Raw genomic sequence first — 19,867 nt, forward strand, 5'->3', positions numbered from 1 at the left:
GTGGCTATTATTGCCTGTATAAGAAAGCTTATAGTAATCATAAATTCTATGGTGAGGGATGGTGTCATGTGGGATCCTAAAATGGTTTGAAATTAGGAATTGACACCATAGTCACTTGTTATATGGCTACTTACTCTTATGTTTAATTAAATAAACAATGTATCGATAGCTAAACAGCACAGTAAACACTATTAAGCCGAATTGAAAAGGAACCCACTCCATACCTTTTTCAGCAAGACCAACTAAAATACATATTCGGTATAAAGGTTCCCAAACGATACAAACTAAAGAATAGGTAAAAGCATCTGGTGCTAACAAAATAGCAAATTTTAGTTTCTCTTTAAGTGAAATCAGCATCAATTCTCGATAGACATATAACGCCTCATTCAGAGGCAATAAAATAGTTGGTTAAAATAAGCGAGGCACGAGCAAAAACCAACTGTTTTTTGTCCTGCTGAAATGACTTGTTATATGCCTATATACGAATATGCTTTAACACTCTGTTTTTTAGTATTTTTACTAGCTCAGGTTGCATTCTATCGTAGTTATCGGGAATATCTAAGCACACCAGTTTTTTACCTTTAAGTAAATCTTTAAACTTTTTTGAGGTTTTATTGCGATGTGACTTTTCCATTACGAAGATAATATCCGCCCATTCAACTAGATCACCGCTAAGAGGTGTTTCAGCGTCTGAGTTAGTGCCACAACCAATAGAGTTAATCCCATCATATTGAGAGAATACCTCTTCACCCGTTGGGCTTCTTAATCTATTTTCAGAGCAAACAAATAGTAGATTCACACGATTCCTTTCTTGGCATATAACAACTTTGTATCCGACATTTGTCGCTTTATAAACCGACAAATGTCCAAATATTACAAAGATTCTAATTTAACCAGCTAATAAGGACTTGTAAACAACTAGTTAGCCGATATTTAAGTTTCCTTGATGTAGAAATAGCCCAAAATGGTAGAGATCAGTAATATCGGACAAAAAAGTAATGAGCCATAAAATAGGTGTAAGCGATATTATTAATAAGATAACTTAAATTTTTCTCTAAGCTTTTGCCTTTAACCTAAAAAAAGCCGCTGTTCATTGCAAACAGCGGCTTTCGTCTTAAGATTTACAAGCTTAAAGCTTGCTTAACTTAAACTTGATTTTTATTGTTTACCAATCACTTCAAGTCCACCCATGTATGGGCGTAATACTTCTGGTACTACTACTGTGCCATCGGCTTGTTGGTAGTTTTCTAGTATGGCTACTAGTGTACGGCCAACGGCTAAGCCTGAACCATTTAGTGTATGTAGTAACTCTGGCTTTTTAACACCTTCACGACGAAAACGTGCTTGCATTCTACGCGCCTGAAAGTCAGCCATGTTTGAACATGATGAAATTTCGCGGTATGTATCTTGCGCAGGTAACCATACTTCTAAATCGTATGTTTTAGCTGAGCCAAAGCCCATGTCGCCCATACATAAAATTACTTTACGGTACGGAAGTTCTAATGCTTGTAGTATTTGCTCTGCGTGACCTGTTAACTCTTCAAGCGTTGCCATTGAGTCTTCTGGTTTTACAAGTTGTACAAGTTCAACTTTATCAAACTGGTGTTGACGAATTAAGCCACGCGTATCGCGACCATAACTGCCTGCTTCACTTCTGAAACACGGAGTGTGGGCAACTAAGCGAATTGGTAAATCGCTTTCGTCGTAAATTTCGTCACGGGCGCTGTTTGTAAGTGGTACTTCAGCTGTAGGAATTAAGCTAAAGCCGGCTTGTTGTTCGCCGTCATCGTTTACAAGGCCTAATGTGTGGAATAAATCGCCTGCAAATTTAGGTAATTGGCTGGTGCCATAAAGGCTTGCGCTATTTACTAGGTACGGTACATACATTTCTGTGTAGCCGTTTTTATCAGCGTGTGTATCTAGCATAAATTGCGTTAGTGCACGGTGCATACGCGCTACTTGGCCGCGCATTACAGTAAAGCGTGCGCCACTAATTTTAACGCCCATTTCAAAGTCTAAACCGTTTAGGTCTTGGCCTACATCAACGTGATCTTTAACTTCAAAATCGAATTTTTTAGGCGTGCCCCACGTTAAAATTTCAACGTTGTCGTCCTCATCTTTACCTTCAGGTACTGACTCGTCTGGCAAGTTTGGAATTGCTAAAGCAATGTCGTTAATAGCGGCTAATACTTCATCTTGCTCAGTTTTAGCGGCATCTAGCTCACTGCCTAAGTTAGCTACTGCATCAAGTAGTGGCTGTGCGTCTTCGCCTTTAGCTTTGGCTTGACCAATTGCTTTAGCACTGGCGTTACGTTGACTTTGAAGCTCTTGCGTTTTTACTTGTAATGTTTTGCGTTTTTCTTCAAGTGCCGTTACCGTCGCTACATCGAGTTCGTAACCGCGAGCCGCTAAACGTGCTGCAGTTTGTTCGATGTCTTGACGTAAAAATTTAGAATCTAACATGTTAGTTTTTTAACCTTTTTGCATTACTAGCTGAAGGCCCAGCCAAGCCATAAAAATACACACCATCACGTTTAAGATGATATTGAGGGCCATTTTAATAAAGTGACCTTGTTGTAATAACAACAACGAGTCCATTGAGAATGTTGAAAAGGTGGTTAATGCACCTAAAAAACCAATACCGATAAGGGTTTTGGCGGGGCTTGCGGTGATAATTTCTTTATCTATCAAACCGTACAAAATGCCCATTAACAATGAACCCAGAATATTAACCGTCAACGTGCCAAAAGGGAATCCCCTACCGAGGAGTTTTAGCATGCTTTCGCTAATAAAAAACCGTAAACACGCACCTGAGGCTCCGCCAAGGGCGATCATCATATAAAGTTTAATCATTTTCGTACCGTTTAAGTGGGCTTTGCGCATCGCGCTCTTTTAGGTAATCGAGTTTTTGTTTAATTTTTTGCTCAAGGCCGCGCTCGCTCGGTAAGTAATATTCTTTGCCGTCCATTTCAGGTGGTAAATATTTTTCACCTGCGGCAAATGCGCCTTCTTCGTTATGCGCATAACGGTACTCAGCACCGTAGCCTAAGTCTTTCATTAAGTTGGTTGGCGCATTACGCAGGTGCTCTGGCACGGGGTAACTTGGCTCGTTTTGAGCATCTGCTTTGGCTTGATTAAACGCCATATACACCGCATTACTTTTAGGTGCGCTGGCTAAGTACAATGTAGCTTGTGCAATTGCACGTTCGCCCTCGCTTGGGCCAACACGTTGAAATATATCCCACGCGTTTAAGGCCACTTCCATCGCACGCGGATCGGCGTTACCAATATCTTCTGTTGCAATGGCAAGTAAACGCCTTGCTACATACAAGGGGTCGCCACCACCAGCTAAAATTCGGCAATACCAATACAGCGCGCCGTCAGGAGAACTACCCCGTACTGATTTGTGAAAGGCCGATATTAAATCATAAAACTCATCGCCGCCTTTATCGTATTTAGCTAAATGCGTGGGTAGCACTTGGCTAAGTACGTGCTCATCTACGTTGTATTGACCGTTTTTCTCGGTTGTTAAGTCAACTGCTTGTTCAAGTAAATTAAGTACTTTACGCGCATCGCCGCCGCTTGCTTGGCATAGTGCCTTTTTAGCATTCTCGGCAATAGTGATGTGTTTTTGGCTTAGCTGCTCGTCTTGTTTAAGTGCGCGTTCTATTACGGTGTATAAGTCGGTATCGGCAAGCGATTTTAAAACATACACGCGTGCACGCGACAATATAGCGTTGTTAAGGGCAAACGATGGGTTTTCTGTGGTTGCACCTACAAATATAAAGGTGCCGTCTTCTATGTGCGGTAAAAAGGCATCTTGTTGGGATTTATTAAAGCGATGAACTTCGTCAACAAACATAAGGGTGCGTTGGCCACGGCTTTCTAGGTTGTCCCGCGCTTGCGTTACGCTGTCTCGTATATCTTTTACGCCTGCAGTTACCGCCGACATTTGAATAAGCGAAGCATCAGCATGGTTGGCAATTATTTGCGCAAGTGTGGTTTTACCTACACCAGGCGGGCCCCATAAAATTAAACTATGGCATCGCCCCGCGACAATTGCTTGATGCAGTGGTTTATCAGCGCTTAATAAGTGCTGCTGACCAATGTATTCATCAAGCGTTGTAGGGCGCATACGCGCAGCAAGTGGGCGTACATCGGGCCCAAAATTAAAACCTAAATTACTCACCGTTACTCTGATCGTCTATTTCAACACCTTCAGGAGGCGTAAATTCAAAAGTGCTTTGATCAAGCGGTGTATTAACTTGGGCATTGTTAAACGTAAATGACGATAGCTGCCCTGAGTTGTCGGTAACCACTAGTTTAGCAAGCCCTTGCTCGTTACCCGCAAATGCTATATCAAGTTGTTCTACTTGGCTTTCTACGCCTTTATTTGGCGTTACGCTAAAGCCTGTACTTGTTGCAAGTACGCTGTATTTTTCCCACTGTGCTGGGTCTTTTGATGTCAGTAGCACAAATGGTGTTGAGTCGATTAGGCTGCTGGTTTTCATAATTGTTACTTGCTCAGCAAAGCTGTCGAAGTAATATGTTTTATCACCGTTTGATACAAATAACGTATCGTCTGGATTAGTTTGCTGCCAGCGAATCATCATAGGCTGTTGAAGCGCTATTGTGCCCTCGCCTTGCATAACTGCTTGGCCTTCTTTGTCTGTTACTTGTTGTGCAAACTGCGCTTTAAAGCTTTTTAAAGTGGCAAGTCTGTCTTGTAATGCTTGGCTGTCGTCAGCAAAGCTTGGTGCGGCAAGTACGCTGCCTAACACTAATAATAAGGCGTTAACTTTTTTCATGAATTTGCTCCATTAGGTACTAATACATCGCGAGCGCCGTTATGACCTGGTGAACTCACGATACCCGATGTTTCCATTTGTTCTACTAAACGTGCTGCGCGGTTGTAGCCAACACGTAATTTACGTTGCACTGACGATACAGATACTTTGCCGGTTTCAATTACAAACGACACAGCTTCGTCGTATAACGGATCAGATTCTTCATCTGCATTTTCGCTAGCTTCACCTGGTAATAAAATATCTTCAGTGGCATCACCATTGAGTATTTCGTCAATGTAATTTGGTTTAGCACGTGCTTTCCAATCGTTTACTACGGCGTGTACTTCATGGTCGTCTACAAACGCGCCATGCACACGCTCTGGTACGCTAGTGCCTGGCGGTAAATAAAGCATGTCGCCCATGCCTAGTAAGTTTTCTGCACCTTGTTGGTCAAGTATTGTCCGTGAATCTATTTTGCTCGATACCTGAAACGCCATACGTGTTGGAATATTAGCTTTAATTAAGCCGGTAATTACATCAACCGACGGGCGCTGCGTAGCAAGCACTAAGTGAATCCCTGCCGCACGTGCTTTTTGAGCAATACGTGCAATTAGCTCTTCTACTTTTTTACCTACAATCATCATCATGTCGGCAAATTCGTCTATTACTACAACAATACTTGGTAATTTACCTAGCTCGTCGGGGCCTTCTTTCATGCCATCGGTGTCTTTAAATAATGGATCAAGAATTGGGTAACCCGCTTCATTGGCTTCAAGCACTTTTTGGTTGTAACCTTTTAAGTTACGCACACCCAATGCTGACATTAATTTATAACGACGTTCCATTTCGCCTACACACCAACGCAGTGCGTTAGCAGCTTCTTTCATATCGGTAACTACTTCACACAATAAATGCGGAATGCCTTCGTATACTGAAAGCTCAAGCATTTTAGGGTCAATCATGATCATACGTACATCGTCAGGACCCGATTTGTAAAGCAAGCTTACTATCATGACATTAACGCCCACTGATTTACCTGAACCAGTTGTACCGGCTACCAATAAATGTGGCATTTTACCTAAGTCAGCACATACCGGCTGACCAGCAATGTCTTTACCAAGCACCATGGTAAGAGGCGACGGATTTTGCTCAAATTTAGGGGCGTTTATTACTTCTGATAAACGAACTATTTCACGGTGTTTATTTGGAAGCTCAATACCAACATAGGTTTTACCTGGGATAACTTCTACAACACGTACACTAATTGCCGAAAGCGAACGGGCTAAATCTTTAGCTAAGCCTGTAATTTTAGACACTTTAATACCTGGCGCTAAATCTAGCTCAAAACGCGTAACAACGGGGCCTGGGTATACCGCTACTACGGTTGCTTGTACGTTAAAGTCGAGAAGTTTTGTCTCTACTAGGCGTGATACGCTATCAAGCTCTTCTTGCGAAATTGGGTTTTTAGCTTTATCCGGTCTGTCGAGTAAATCGAGCGATGGTAATGGCCCTGGTGGTGGCTCTTGCGTTAATAATTGCTCAAACTTTTCTTTTGCTGTTGGTGGTGGTTGATATTGCGCTTTTGGTTTAGGCATTGGTCTTGCTGGCGATACCACCGTTGTAACTGGTTTTTCAGGCTCCACAACTGGGCTTTGGTCCAGCGCATTTAATGCAGCAGCCGTGTCCATTGGTTCGTCGTCTATGGCGCTAAAGCCAATTTCTTGATCGAGTATATCGTCAAGTTCATCAAACGGCATAAAGTCATCACTGATTTGTGGTTCACTAAACGGTGTTTGAGGCTTATCTATCGCTTTTTGTTTATCTGCTTTTTTAGCTGATGTAGGCAGCTCTATCTGCTCTTTTATATCGTCTTCAAAATGGGCGTCTGCTTCATCGTTATTATTTACTTTACCTGCAGTATGTTCTCGGTGCATCCAGCCTTTTGCATACGATACAACATAGCGATAAAGCCTAACCATTAAATCGCCAAGGTAATCTACAAAATCAACCCACGATACTCCCGTCAATAAGGTAAGCCCTGCAAAAAAGAAACACAGCAATAATATAGATGTACCGGTAAAGTTAAACGCAGGCATCATGGCTGATGCAATAACATCGCCCACTACCCCACCCGATGAAAAGTTATAAATATCGTCGAAATTAATACTACTAATAGCGGTAGCTGAGGTAATAAATAAGGCAAAACCAATAACACGCAGCGCTAAGGTAGTGTAATCAAGCTGTAAAATGCGGTGAGGTTGTTTAAATAGCAAGTAGCCAAATAGCTGAATGGCCGCTGGCACTAAGTAAGCCAACCAACCAAAGGTGAGTAATAAAATGTCGGCTATCCATGCACCGGCTGCTCCTGTGATGTTGCTTACTTCGCTAAAACTAGTTTGCGACCATGCAGCATCTGCTGGATCAAAGCTGATCAAGGCACATAAAATAAATATTGCCGTAAAGGTACTGATAATCAGCCCTGTTTCTAATAGTCTTTGCACACCGTTTAGGCGCATAGTTCCCTATTCCTCTTTATTATTCTATTTTTATTCACACTTACTTAGCAGTGAAATACCTTAGCAGGAAATGCAATTTGTTGCACTTTATCTTAGCCTTGATGGCCTGATTATGAACAAGTTTTTATAATTTGAGCTTATATAAGCAAATGACGCAGTTAATATAAATAACCTCAAGTAATATAAGGACGGATAATTACGCCTTCTTCACCTTTTACTTCTTCCATTACTACATAAGTTCGGCTTTCACTTACATTTGGCAGTTTCAATAGTATGTCGCCTAATACGCCACGGTATTCTGACATATCATTTACGCGCGTTTTAAGTAAAAAATCAAAATTACCAGATACTAAATGACATTCAATAATTTCTTCGTGCTTTTTAACCGCAGCACTAAACTCATCAAATACGTCGGGAGATGTTTTAGTAATCGTTACTTCTACGTACACAGATAAACCTTGCCCAAGCTTAGCGGGATCGACCACCGCTTTATAGCCAAGTATATAACCTTCTCGTTCTAGCTTTTTTACTCGCTCCAAGCAGGGCGTGGCGCTTAGGCCAACTCGTCTGGCCAGTTCTACGTTCGACAAGCGTCCATCGTGTTGTAATTCCATTAAAATTTTACGGTCAATTCTATCTAATAATTGATGCATAGTACCAACTAGTTTTTTATGCTGTTTATTTTTATTATCTAGATGATAACACTAGATTTGAGTTTAAAAAAGGTGAGACACACGGGCTTATGATGAATATAATAGTGGAAAATGTTAATCCGTTCTTAATAAGGCAAATGATATGATTATTGGTGTTCCTAAAGAAATTAAAAACCATGAATACCGTGTAGGTATGGTTCCTGCAAGTGTTCGTGAATTAGTAAACCACGGTCACCAAGTGATTGTAGAAACTGATGCAGGCATGGGCATTGGTTTTACTAACGAAGATTACACACAAGCGGGTGCTGAAATTTTAGCAACTGCTGCTGATGTTTTCGCTAAAGCAGACATGATTGTAAAAGTAAAAGAGCCGCAAGCTGTTGAACGTGCAATGCTACGTGAAGACCAAATTCTTTTCACTTACTTACACCTTGCACCTGATCTTCCACAAACTGAAGACCTTGTAAAAAGCAAAGCTATTTGTATTGCATACGAAACTGTAACTGACTCACGCGGTGGTTTACCGCTTCTTGCTCCTATGAGCGAAGTTGCTGGTCGTATGTCTATTCAAGCTGGTGCACAAGCGCTAGAAAAATCTAACCACGGTCGTGGCATGCTACTAGGTGGCGTACCTGGCGTTGAAGCTGCTAAAGTTGTTGTAATTGGCGGCGGCATGGTTGGTCGTAGCGCAGCTCAAATGGCTGTTGGTCTTGGTGCTGAAGTTGTCGTTCTTGATCGTAACATCGACGTATTACGTGCACTAGACGCGCAATTTGGTAATAAAGTTAAAGCTATTTACTCAACTGCTGATGCACTAGAAAAACACGTACTAGAAGCTGATTTAGTAATCGGTGGTGTACTGATCCCTGGTGCAGCTGCACCTAAACTAGTAACTGCTGAGCACATTAAAGCAATGAAACCTGGTTCTGCAATTGTTGACGTTGCAATCGACCAAGGTGGCTGTATTGCTACTTCTAAAGCAACGACGCATGCTGATCCAACTTTCATCGTTGATGAAGTTGTTCACTACTGTGTTGCTAACATGCCAGGTGCTGTTCCACGCACATCTACGTTTGCACTTAACAATGCAACATTGCCTTTCATCATTAACCTTGCAAACAAAGGTTATAAAAAGGCGCTACTAGATGACGCTCACTTCTTAAAAGGCTTAAACGTAATTAAAGGCCAAGTAACTTACAAAGAAGTAGCTGAAGCGTTCAACATGGAATATGTTGACCCACGCACAGCAGTTGAAAACGCATAATTTAGCGTTTCGTAGTTAGGTTGGTATTAAATAATATAGTAACCTAACTACAACCCATAAAAAAGCAGCTAATTAGCTGCTTTTTTGTATTTAAATTTCAGGTTTATATAAACTTATTTAGATAAAACGCTTAATTATAAAATCTACTTTTACGCGCTTAGCTTGCCCTAGTAGTTTTTTAACTGGCTGCGGGTAATCATCCATTGTTTCTAAATCATCTGGGCCTGTTAAACGGCGGCAGTGTTGTAAAATTTCCTGCTTTTCGTTATCAATAGCATCCATAATTGTTTGCTCTGGATCTTCTATTAAAATACCGTTTTCGATATCAAGACCCCATGCACGCGGATTTAAGTTATGCCCACTCAGTAAATGTTTTGTTCTATCTGAGCAAATACCTTTTAAATGAAACGAATTACTTTCATCTTTCCACAGATACACATTTAAATTACCGTTATCGATGTGGCGTTTTTGCGTTTTTACAAACTTATGCAAAATAGTTTCGTATAAATAAGGCAACGCCCCTATTTTACTAAACGGCTCGCTTGGCGGTAAATAAAAGTCATTAGCTGTTTTATCCCCTACCACAATCGTAACTTGCTTGCCTTGCTTTAATAATCGGCGCAGTGATCGCATAAGTGGCGCCGGAAAATTAAAGTATGGCGTATACAACACAAGCTCTTGCTCTGTGGTATCAAATAACACTTTTATTAAACGATTTAATTCGTTATTACGACGACCAAGCCCTAAAAACAAACGAATACCTAATGCTTGCGTATTTAGTTGCTCTGCTGCGTTGTAACTTGCGACTTTTAAGTCACGCATTAATTGCTTTTGATCAAGTTTGAAGTCGTGTAAACGCTTAAGCGGTCGTGTGTCTATGCGTGGCACAGCAACGGAGCTAATTAGCTTTGTCTCAATAAAATCAACCACTGAGTCACACAGCTCGCTCTGCGTTATTAAAAAGTAACGATCGAGTCTGTAACGCTCGTTATATTGCAAATACACGTTGTTTAAGCTTGCGCCGCTGTAAAGTAAGGTATCGTCAATGACAAAACCCTTTAAATGTAATACGCCAAATAATTCTTTAGCTTTTACAGGTACGCCATAAACTTGCACGTTCGATTTAAACTTTTCTAAATCGTCACAATATAAACTTGCGTTACCATCAGATTTCTCTGCACCAATTAAACCACGTTGCGCACGATGAAAATCCACCAGCACTTTTACATCAAGCGCAGGGTTCTCTAATGATACTCGATGCAGGGCTTCTAAAATCTCGCGACCTGCTTCGTCATCCTGTAAATAAAGCGCTGTGATATAAATTCGTTTTTTTGCATTAGCTATCAAACGTAGCAATTGCGTTCGGTAATCTTGCGCATTGGTTAAGACGTTAACGTCTTTTGAAGTCAACCCGAATGCGGGTTTTTCCTGCCAAAATAACATAGTTGCCTATTCGCTTAGGTCACATAATCTATCAGTGACAAATAAAATTAGGTAAAACATAACAAAAAAAATCAAAGGGGTCATGAATTAACGCTGTTTTGTTGCCTGTTAGTCTATTTATTGAGCTACTTAGGTGTTTTAACTGTAAAAGTACTGAGCTCTAGTACACAATACTGCACAGCTTTTCGATTTGCGAAAAAAAATAATCGCGGATTTTGTTTACATCCGCCTTGATTTTCTTAGAATCGAGCGCATTAAAGACCGTATTAAACGTTTAGGAAAAAATAATGACTGAAGCAAAACATTGTAAGCTACTAATTTTAGGCTCTGGCCCAGCTGGTTATACTGCCGCAGTATATGCCGCACGTGCAAATTTAAACCCTGTTTTAATTACAGGCATTCAACAAGGTGGTCAATTAACAACCACAACTGAAGTTGAAAACTGGCCTGGTGATGCACACGGCTTAACGGGCCCTGCATTAATGGATCGTATGAAAGAGCACGCTGAGCGCTTTGAAACTGAAATCATATTCGATCACATCAATAAAGTAGATGTATCTAAGCGCCCTTTCACACTAACTGGCGACCAAGGTACTTACACATGTGATGCGTTAATCATTGCAACAGGTGCTTCTGCTAAATACTTAGGCTTAGAGTCTGAAACTAATTTCCAAGGCCGTGGCGTTTCAGCCTGTGCTACATGTGATGGCTTTTTCTATAAAGGTCAGAAAGTAGCGGTTGTTGGTGGTGGTAATACAGCGGTTGAAGAAGCGCTATACTTATCTAACATTGCTGACGAAGTACATGTTATTCACCGCCGTGATAGTTTCCGTAGTGAAAAAATACTTGCAGACCGCCTTGCTGAAAAAGCAGCTAACGGTAACGTTGTTTTACATTACAACCGTACGCTTGACGAAGTATTAGGCGACCAAATGGGCGTAACTGGCATTCGTATTAAAGATGCACACTCTGATGCAACAGAAGAACTAGATTTAGCAGGCGTATTTATCGCTATTGGTCATAAGCCAAATACAGATATGTTTGTTGGTCAACTAGAAATGAAAGATGGCTACTTAGTTGTAGAGTCTGGATTGAATGGTAACGCAACTCAAACAAGTGTAGAGGGCGTTTTTGCTGCAGGTGATGTGTCTGATCACATTTACCGTCAAGCAATCACATCAGCGGGTACAGGCTGTATGGCTGCCCTTGATGCAGAACGTTTCTTAGATAATTTATAAGCAATTAAATAAATTATAATAGGGCTGATTATTCAGCCCTTTTTTTATGTCTAAAATATAGTTACACTTTTACGATCAATTATAAAATAAGTACTGTATGAGAAATCAGCTATACCAATTAAGTGAAACCGATATAGCATTCCCCAATCCGGAATACGCATTAGAATCCCCTGATGGCTTGTTAGCAATTGGCGGAGATTTAAGTTTACCTCGCCTAAGTAATGCCTACAAAAGCGGAATATTCCCTTGGTTTAGCGAAGATGAGCCTATTATGTGGTGGTCGCCGAGCGAACGCGGGATTTTTGAACTGGATGATTTTCATATAAGTAAGAGCCTGCGTAAACATTTAAAAAAGCACCCTGTAAAAGTAACCATTAATAATGCCTTTGAGGAGGTAATAGAAGCTTGTCGCGATCAACGCCTTGATACCGATGGCACTTGGATCACCTCTGACATGCTCAACGCTTATGTTAATGCACACAATGCTGGCATTGCCCATAGCTTAGAAGTGTGGAGCAACGGAGAGCTTGCAGGTGGCTTATACGGTATTATGCAAAATGGTGTTTTTTGTGGTGAATCAATGTTTCATCATCAAACCAATTGCTCAAAGCTTGCTATGTGGGCACTGGTAAATTGGCTTAAACGTCATAATGCGCATTTTATTGATTGCCAGTTAGAAAACCCTTATTTAATGACCTTAGGTGCACAAGTAATCCCCCGCTCAACATTTTTGACTAAACTAAAAGCTGCACATAACTATATTATTAATCCTATTATGTGGGAGCCACAAGAACTTGACGCAATCTATGAATGAGCAACTTCCTGCACGTGTTGGTTTAACCCAAGAGTTTGACTGTAGTTATTTACCCAACAGACAAGAGCAACTATTAGTTATTCTTGATCCTAGTTGCTACAGCACAGACAAATTTGAGTCATTATTAGGCTTAGGGTTTCGTCGCAGTGGTAACCAAATATATCGTCCACACTGCCCAATATGCAGTGCATGTAATTCTGTACGTGTATTAGCACAAGACTTTATCCCTTCAAAATCGCAAAAACGTAAACTAAACAAAGCAAAAAACCAGTTTGAAGTGAAATACTCGATGCAAGAACGCCCTGAGTATTATCCGCTCTATAGTAAATACATAACGATGCGCCATCAGGATGGAAGTATGTATCCTCCTGAAAAAGAACAGTTTCAAAGCTTTTTACTTTGCAGTTGGCTCAAAATCACATTTATTGAACTATGGCACCAAGATACTTTAGCCGCAGTTGCCGTAACTGATTGTATGAACAGCTCTATTTCTGCAATTTATACTTTTTTTGACCCCGACTTTGAACACTATAGTTTAGGCTCTGTGATGATATTAGAGCAGCTTAAATTTGCAAAAGAGCAAAATAAGCAATACGTGTACTTAGGCTATCAAATTGATGAATGCGATAAAATGAAGTACAAAACTCAGTTTTTACCAGCTCAAAAACAGCTCAATGATGAGTGGGTGGCTATTTAATTTGCAAATATAGCCCCTGCGCCTTTACTTATTGGTGTATTTTGGGCAAAATCTGCAGCGTTTAACTATTAAAGAGGTGTTACGCTAAACATGGCGAAAGAAGACGTAATCGAAATGCAAGGGACAGTCCTTGATACTTTACCAAATACAATGTTCCGAGTTGAGCTAGAAAATGGTCACGTAGTTGTGGCTCACATTTCAGGCAAAATGCGCAAAAACTATATCCGTATTTTAACCGGCGATAAAGTAACGGTAGAAATGACTCCTTACGATTTATCAAAGGGTCGTATCGTATTCCGTGCTCGCTAAGTAAGTGCGTAAACGAGATTTAGTTTTTGGCTAGTGTTTTACTAGCTTTAAGCGTTTATTAAATGTAATTGATAGACATTGACTAGCAATTACATTTAATAAACAAAAAACCCAGTTTTTACTGGGTTTTTTGTTGCCTATAAAAATGGCAAAAAAATGGCCCGCTATTATTTAGCGGGCCATTTTTATTTAACTTAGTTGTGTAATTAACGTTTTACGCTGGCGTTAAATTGCTCTCGTAATCAAAGCGGATCTTCTTGTCTTTAACCGATACTTTAACTGTACCGCCATCAACAAGTTCACCAAACAGTATTTCATTAGCTAATTGCTTTTTAAGCTCTTCTTGAATAACACGTGCCATTGGTCGTGCACCCATAGCCTTGTCATAACCTTTATCTGCGAGCCATTCACGCGCTTTAGGCGTAAGCTCAAGATTAACCGATTTTTTATCAAGCTGAGCTTGCAGTTCCACAATAAACTTATCAACCACCAGTAAAATAACTTCACGTTCAAGGTGGTTAAACCAAATAATGTTATCTAAACGGTTTCTAAATTCTGGCGAGAAAACTTTATTAATTTCGCCCATTGCATCGTGCGTGTGATCTTGCTCTGTAAAACCAATCGACTTACGCGTAGTTTCTTGTACGCCCGCATTGGTAGTCATTACAACCACTACATTTCTAAAATCAGCTTTACGACCGTTATTATCGGTTAACGTACCGTGATCCATAACTTGTAGTAAAATATTGTAAATATCTGGATGCGCTTTTTCAATCTCATCTAAAAGTACAACCGCATGTGGGTTTTTAATAACCGCCTCGGTTAATAACCCGCCTTGCTCAAAACCAACATATCCTGGTGGAGCACCAATTAGTCGGCTGATTGCGTGGCGCTCTACATACTCAGACATATCAAAACGAATAAACTCAACACCCATACATTTAGCAAGTTGCTTAGTTACTTCTGTTTTACCAACACCTGTTGGGCCTGCAAACAAGAACGAACCCACTGGTTTTTCTTCGCTTGATAAACCCGAGCGAGATAAACGAATAGCCGATGTAAGTGCATCAATAGATTGATCTTGTCCAAACACAAGCATTTTAAGATTACGGTCTAGATTTTTAAGCGTCTCTTTATCTGTTGAAGACACATTTTGTGGTGGAATACGTGCCATCTTCGATATTATTAGCTCTATATCAGCCACACCAATGGTTTTTTTACGTTTAGAACTAGGCTGTAAACGTTGGTTAGCTCCCGCTTCATCAATTACATCAATTGCTTTATCTGGCAAGTGGCGCTCATTAATGTATTTAGCACTAAGTTCAGCAGCTGCTTTTAATGCTTTTTGAGTGTAGCGAATACCATGGTGCTCTTCGTAACGCTCTTTTAATCCATTTAAAATTTTAGTGGTATCAGCAACACTTGGTTCAAGTACATCAATTTTTTGAAAACGGCGTACTAATGCACGGTCTTTCTCAAAAATATTTTTATACTCATTGTAAGTGGTTGAACCCATACAACGTAACTTACCACTTGAAAGAAGTGGTTTAAGTAAGTTTGAAGCGTCCATAACGCCACCAGACGCTGCGCCAGCACCTATTATGGTATGTATTTCATCAATAAATAAAATAGACCCAGGTTGTGCCTGAAGCTCTTTTAATAAGCTTTTAAAGCGCTTTTCAAAATCGCCACGGTATTTAGTACCTGCAAGCAATGCCCCCATATCTAGTGAGTACACAACTGCATCTGCAATTACTTCTGGTACTTGCTCGTTCACAATACGGTACGCTAAACCTTCAGCAATGGCGGTTTTACCAACGCCCGCTTCACCAACAAGTAATGGGTTATTCTTTTTACGACGACACAATACTTGTACCGTGCGCTCTACTTCGCTGTCGCGCCCAATCAGTGGGTCAATATTACCTTCACGAGCCTGAGCGTTTAAGTTAGTTGTAAAGCTGTCTAGCTTACTTGCTTCTTCGTTTTGAACTTCTTGCACTTCTTCATGTATATCATCGCTGTCGTCGCCTAGTTCATCATCAGCTTTTGAAATACCGTGCGAAATAAAGTTAACTATATCTAAGCGCGATACATCATGCTTTTTAAGTAAATAAACAGCTTGGCTCTCTTGCTCAGAAAAAATAGCAACCAGCACATTGACACCCGTCACTTCGTTTTTTCCTGACGATTGCACATGAAAAACAGCACGTTGTAATACACGCTGAAAACCAAGCGTTGGCTGAGTTTCACGCTCTTCTTCTAAATCTGGGATGACAGGTGTTGTTTCGTCAATAAATTCTAATAATTCGGTTTTTAAGCCTGAAAGATTAACACCACACGCGTTTAAGGCTTCTCCTGCAGAAGGATTATCTAATAGCGCAAGTAAAAGGTGCTCTACGGTCATAAACTCATGACGGCGAGTGCGCGCTTCACGAAACGCGGCATTTAAAGTGAGTTCTAAGTCTTTGTTTAGCATTGGCAACCCCTTACTGAGATAATAATTTATACCACAACAATCGGATGTTTGATCACCCTAATTGGTATTTATACCAATTGTATTAAATTGGTATTATTCCTGCTCACAACTACAAAGCAGTGGATGCTCGTTATCCCGTGAGTAACGGTTAACTTGTTCAACTTTGGTGTGGGCAACATCGGCGCTGTAAACACCGCAAATACCCTTACCTTTTTCATGAACCTGAAGCATCACATCGGTTGCTCTATCGCTATCCATATTAAAAAACGTCGTTAAAACTTCAATTACGAAGTCCATCGGCGTGTAGTCGTCGTTATTTAAAACAACTTTATATTTTCGCGGCGGCTGTAGCTTTTGCTTTTCACTGTCGCGAACTGTGTCGATAACACCTGAATCTTTCATACCACTCATAATTAAATATAGTCTTGTCTTTGTAACTCAAGCAAACTTGAATAAAAAATAAATAAAATGTTAAAAAATAACTCAAAACACTTGACTGGTTGGCTAAATAAACTACAGTCAAACATAGATTGATTAAACCTTAGTCAGTCTAGCAAATTATACGGTTTAGAATAACTAAATTAGTCAACTTATTGAAGGATGTAGAAGTATGGCTTGTGGTAAAGTTAAATGGTTCAACAACGCCAAAGGTTTTGGTTTCATCGTAGAAGACGGCTGCGAGAATGATATCTTCGCTCATTACTCAACAATTGTAATGGACGGCTATAAAACGCTTAAAGCTGGTCAAGATGTAACATTCGAATTAGAACAAGGGCCTAAAGGCCTACACGCTAAAAATATTGCCCCAGATGGTGACATTATTGAGTGACGATTGTTTTGTTCGACTAAAGCGAGCGACCTTTTAAGATCCTCGCTTAATTCCTTAAGCATACTAACTTATCTCTTCTTCTCTTATTTATTGCCTCTTTTCATTCAAATTCAACCCTTTTCCTTGAATTTATTTTATATACCCCAATGTTCTAAGAGTTGATTGTTTAACTGCTTATTGGGCATGCTCAAACTCTAGCCCTTTTTATTTAAGCTTGTTACACTCTTGGTGCTAAAAATTGCGCATAACACCTTATCGCCTCTTTTATATGTACTAGGCTAAAGGCTGATTTATTTTTGTTAATTTTTTAGCTATAAATACGATTCCAGTTCGTCAGGTGTGACTATTCTGCTTTTATAAAAGAGCAACGCTGAGTACCAACACCTAACAAACTACTCATTACGAGCGTACGTGTTTATTAACTTGTTTAATAATATGTACTCACTCATAAGTAATGATTTTCTTTGCATTGTTGAATAAGACCTTATCGGTCGACTATCTAGGAATGATGATGACATCAAAAATTATCTATACAAAAACGGACGAAGCTCCGGCACTAGCAACTTATTCGTTGCTACCGATCATCCAAGCATATACAAATGCGGCAGGTGTTGAAGTTGAAACTCGCGACATATCATTAGCAGGTCGTGTAATTGCTAGCTTCCCTGATTATTTAACAGAAGAACAACGCATTGGTGATGCACTTGCTGAACTTGGCGAGCTTGCTAAAACACCAGAAGCAAACATCATCAAATTACCAAACATCAGTGCATCTGTACCACAGCTTCGCGCTGTAATTAAAGAGCTTCAAGCAAAAGGTTACGCTCTTCCAGAATACCCTGTGGAACCTAAAAATGATGAAGAAAAAGCAATTCAAGCGGCTTACGACAAAATTAAAGGCAGTGCAGTAAACCCTGTACTACGTGAAGGTAACTCAGATCGTCGCGCGCCAGGCTCTGTAAAAGAATATGCACGTAACAACCCACATTCAATGGGTGCGTGGAGCAAAGATTCTCAGTCTTACGTTGCAAGTATGAGCGAAGGCGATTTCTTCGGTTCAGAAAAATCAGTAACTGTTGATACAGCCACTGATGTGCGTATTGAACATGTTGCAACTAACGGTGACGTTACTGTTCTTAAACAAAGCACACCTCTTTTAGCTGGCGAAGTTATTGATGCATCAAGCATTAGCGCTTCTAAGCTTCAAGCTTTCTTAGCTGCAGAAATTGACGCTGCTAAAGAGAAAGGTGTTTTGTTCTCGCTTCACATGAAAGCGACAATGATGAAAGTATCTGATCCAATTATCTTTGGTCACGCTGTTAAAGTATTCTACAAAGATGTATTTGCTAAACACGGTGAGCTTTTTGAAGAGCTAGGTGTGGATGTAAATAATGGTTTAGGCGACGTATATTCTAAAATCCAAACATTAGACGATGCTAAGCGCGAAGAAATTGAAGCAGATATTCAAGCTGTTTACGCTAACCGCCCTGCTATTGCTATGGTTGATTCTGACCGTGGTATTACAAACTTACACGTACCAAGTGACGTGATCATCGATGCATCTATGCCTGCAGCAATCCGTTCAAGCGGTCAAATGTGGAATAACGATGGAAAATTACAAGACACTAGCTTTGTAATTCCTGATCGTTGTTACTCAAGTGTTTACCAAGCAACTATCGATTTTTGTAAAGAAAATGGCGCGTTTGATCCAACAACAATGGGTAGCGTTCCAAACGTTGGCCTTATGGCTCAAAAAGCTGAAGAATACGGTTCACACGACAAAACATTTGAAGCAAAAGCGGACGGTTCTATCCGTGTTGTTGATGCAAATGGTAATACATTACTTGAGCACAGTGTTGAGCAAGGCGATATCTGGCGTATGTGTCAGGTTAAAGACGCACCAATTCAAGATTGGGTTAAGCTTGCAGTAAATCGTGCACGCGCAACAGGCGTTCCAGCTATTTTCTGGTTAGACGAAAACCGTGCACATGATGCGCAGCTAATCAAAAAAGTAAATAAATACCTACCAGATCACGATACAGCTGGCCTAGATATTCAAATTTTAGCACCGCTTGAAGCAACATTGTTCTCACTAGCGCGTATTAAAGAAGGTAAAGACACGATTTCTGTAACAGGTAACGTACTACGTGATTACCTTACAGATTTATTCCCAATTTTAGAATTGGGTACAAGTGCTAAAATGCTTTCAATTGTTCCACTTATGAACGGTGGTGGCTTATTTGAAACTGGCGCGGGTGGTTCTGCACCTAAGCACGTTCAACAGTTCGAAAAAGAAAACCACTTACGTTGGGATTCTTTAGGTGAATTTTTAGCACTTGCTGCATCACTTGAGCACTTAAGCGTAACTGCTGGTAACAACAAGGCACAAGTACTTGCTGATACCCTAGATAAAGCAACAGGTACGTTCCTTGCTGAAAACAAATCGCCTTCACGTAAAGTGAAAGAAATTGATAACCGTGGTTCTCATTTCTTCCTATCTTTATTCTGGGCACAAGAACTTGCTAAGCAAAATGATGACAGTGAACTTAAAGCACAGTTTACTCAAATCGCTAGCGACCTTGAGTCTAATAAAGAGCAAATCGTAAGTGAACTTAACGATGCGCAAGGCCCTGCAGTTGATTTAGGCGGTTACTTCCAGCCTAACGATGATGCAGCCTTTAAAGCAATGCGTCCAAGCACTACATTTAACGATATTCTTGCTAAATTAGTATAAATATCGGTTTAAATTTAAAAGCCGCTTACTTGTAAAAGTAAGCGGCTTTTTTATTTCTAAACTTTACAAAAAAAGGCCGCTATTTATAAAATAGCGGCCTTTGAATA

General features: G+C 40.3%; 17 protein-coding genes. 7 read left to right on the forward strand and 10 right to left on the reverse strand.

Features of this window, described 5'->3' with window-relative positions; translation table 11 throughout:
- Nucleotides 1-475: 475 nt before the first annotated feature.
- The 7 genes from H5161_RS19520 to lrp all read right to left on the reverse strand — a co-directional run bounded on the left by H5161_RS19520 (nt 476) and on the right by lrp (nt 7,956).
- Nucleotides 476-799: a low molecular weight protein tyrosine phosphatase family protein gene (locus tag H5161_RS19520; protein WP_182716406.1), complete on the reverse strand. Its 324-nt coding sequence runs from the start codon at nt 797-799 to the stop codon at nt 476-478.
- Between the two features lie 359 nt (nt 800-1,158).
- On the reverse strand, nt 1,159-2,463 hold the full coding sequence (serS, locus tag H5161_RS19525; protein ID WP_182769899.1) for a serine--tRNA ligase: 1,305 nt from the start codon (nt 2,461-2,463) through the stop codon (nt 1,159-1,161).
- A 9-nt stretch (nt 2,464-2,472) separates the two neighbouring features.
- Nucleotides 2,473-2,853, reverse strand: a complete 381-nt coding sequence (gene crcB / locus H5161_RS19530) for a fluoride efflux transporter CrcB (protein ID WP_021032117.1) — start codon at nt 2,851-2,853, stop codon at nt 2,473-2,475.
- A complete protein-coding gene (locus H5161_RS19535) occupies nt 2,846-4,189 on the reverse strand; it encodes a replication-associated recombination protein A (protein ID WP_182769900.1) in 1,344 nt (447 codons plus the stop codon). The genes crcB and H5161_RS19535 overlap by 8 nt, the downstream gene beginning before the upstream one ends.
- A complete protein-coding gene (gene lolA, locus H5161_RS19540; RefSeq protein ID WP_138489158.1) occupies nt 4,182-4,808 on the reverse strand; it encodes an outer membrane lipoprotein chaperone LolA in 627 nt (208 codons plus the stop codon). Before lolA ends, H5161_RS19535 begins: the two co-directional genes overlap by 8 nt.
- The gene (locus tag H5161_RS19545) at nt 4,805-7,303 is read right to left on the reverse strand and encodes a DNA translocase FtsK (protein WP_024595504.1); all 2,499 of its coding nucleotides are present in this window, start codon (nt 7,301-7,303) and stop codon (nt 4,805-4,807) included. The genes lolA and H5161_RS19545 overlap by 4 nt, the downstream gene beginning before the upstream one ends.
- Nucleotides 7,304-7,476: 173 nt before the next feature.
- Entirely contained in the window at nt 7,477-7,956 is a 480-nt protein-coding gene (lrp, locus tag H5161_RS19550; RefSeq protein ID WP_007582985.1) for a leucine-responsive transcriptional regulator Lrp, read from the reverse strand.
- Nucleotides 7,957-8,098: 142 nt separating this feature from the next.
- Here lrp and ald point away from each other — a divergent pair, with 142 nt between their 5' ends.
- On the forward strand, nt 8,099-9,220 hold the full coding sequence (ald, locus tag H5161_RS19555) for an alanine dehydrogenase (protein WP_002962982.1): 1,122 nt from the start codon (nt 8,099-8,101) through the stop codon (nt 9,218-9,220).
- Nucleotides 9,221-9,337: 117 nt separating this feature from the next.
- On the opposite strand, the gene pssA is transcribed toward ald, so the two are convergent.
- Entirely contained in the window at nt 9,338-10,663 is a 1,326-nt protein-coding gene (gene pssA / locus H5161_RS19560; RefSeq protein ID WP_182769901.1) for a CDP-diacylglycerol--serine O-phosphatidyltransferase, read from the reverse strand.
- Between the two features lie 287 nt (nt 10,664-10,950).
- Between pssA and trxB the strand changes: the two genes are divergently transcribed.
- The 4 genes from trxB to infA all read left to right on the forward strand — a co-directional run bounded on the left by trxB (nt 10,951) and on the right by infA (nt 13,721).
- Entirely contained in the window at nt 10,951-11,901 is a 951-nt protein-coding gene (gene trxB / locus H5161_RS19565; RefSeq protein ID WP_165723628.1) for a thioredoxin-disulfide reductase, read from the forward strand.
- Between the two features lie 97 nt (nt 11,902-11,998).
- Nucleotides 11,999-12,715, forward strand: a complete 717-nt coding sequence (aat, locus tag H5161_RS19570) for a leucyl/phenylalanyl-tRNA--protein transferase (RefSeq protein WP_024595507.1) — start codon at nt 11,999-12,001, stop codon at nt 12,713-12,715.
- Nucleotides 12,708-13,412: an arginyltransferase gene (locus H5161_RS19575; RefSeq protein ID WP_182673541.1), complete on the forward strand. Its 705-nt coding sequence runs from the start codon at nt 12,708-12,710 to the stop codon at nt 13,410-13,412. The genes aat and H5161_RS19575 overlap by 8 nt, the downstream gene beginning before the upstream one ends.
- A 90-nt stretch (nt 13,413-13,502) precedes the next feature.
- Nucleotides 13,503-13,721, forward strand: coding sequence for a translation initiation factor IF-1 (gene infA, locus H5161_RS19580; RefSeq protein ID WP_002962494.1), 219 nt, complete (start codon nt 13,503-13,505; stop codon nt 13,719-13,721).
- Between the two features lie 214 nt (nt 13,722-13,935).
- Here the strand turns inward: infA and clpA are convergent, their stop codons facing one another.
- The gene (gene clpA / locus H5161_RS19585; protein WP_024595509.1) at nt 13,936-16,197 is read right to left on the reverse strand and encodes an ATP-dependent Clp protease ATP-binding subunit ClpA; all 2,262 of its coding nucleotides are present in this window, start codon (nt 16,195-16,197) and stop codon (nt 13,936-13,938) included.
- 93 nt (nt 16,198-16,290) lie between these two features.
- Complete coding sequence (clpS, locus tag H5161_RS19590) at nt 16,291-16,599, reverse strand: ATP-dependent Clp protease adapter ClpS (RefSeq protein ID WP_002962498.1); 309 nt, start codon at nt 16,597-16,599, stop codon at nt 16,291-16,293.
- 208 nt (nt 16,600-16,807) lie between these two features.
- On the opposite strand from clpS, the gene cspD reads away from it, so the two are divergent.
- Together cspD and H5161_RS19600 are read left to right on the forward strand one after the other, a co-directional pair.
- Nucleotides 16,808-17,026 (forward strand): cold shock domain-containing protein CspD, encoded by a 219-nt coding sequence (gene cspD / locus H5161_RS19595; RefSeq protein ID WP_002962500.1) that lies wholly within the window; start codon nt 16,808-16,810, stop codon nt 17,024-17,026.
- Nucleotides 17,027-17,537: 511 nt separating this feature from the next.
- A complete protein-coding gene (locus H5161_RS19600) occupies nt 17,538-19,760 on the forward strand; it encodes an NADP-dependent isocitrate dehydrogenase (RefSeq protein ID WP_182672153.1) in 2,223 nt (740 codons plus the stop codon).
- The last annotated feature ends 107 nt before the right edge of the window (nt 19,761-19,867 follow it).

Origin of the sequence: Pseudoalteromonas sp. SG43-5 (assembly GCF_014164345.1) — a bacterium.
Taxonomy (GTDB): domain Bacteria; phylum Pseudomonadota; class Gammaproteobacteria; order Enterobacterales; family Alteromonadaceae; genus Pseudoalteromonas; species Pseudoalteromonas distincta.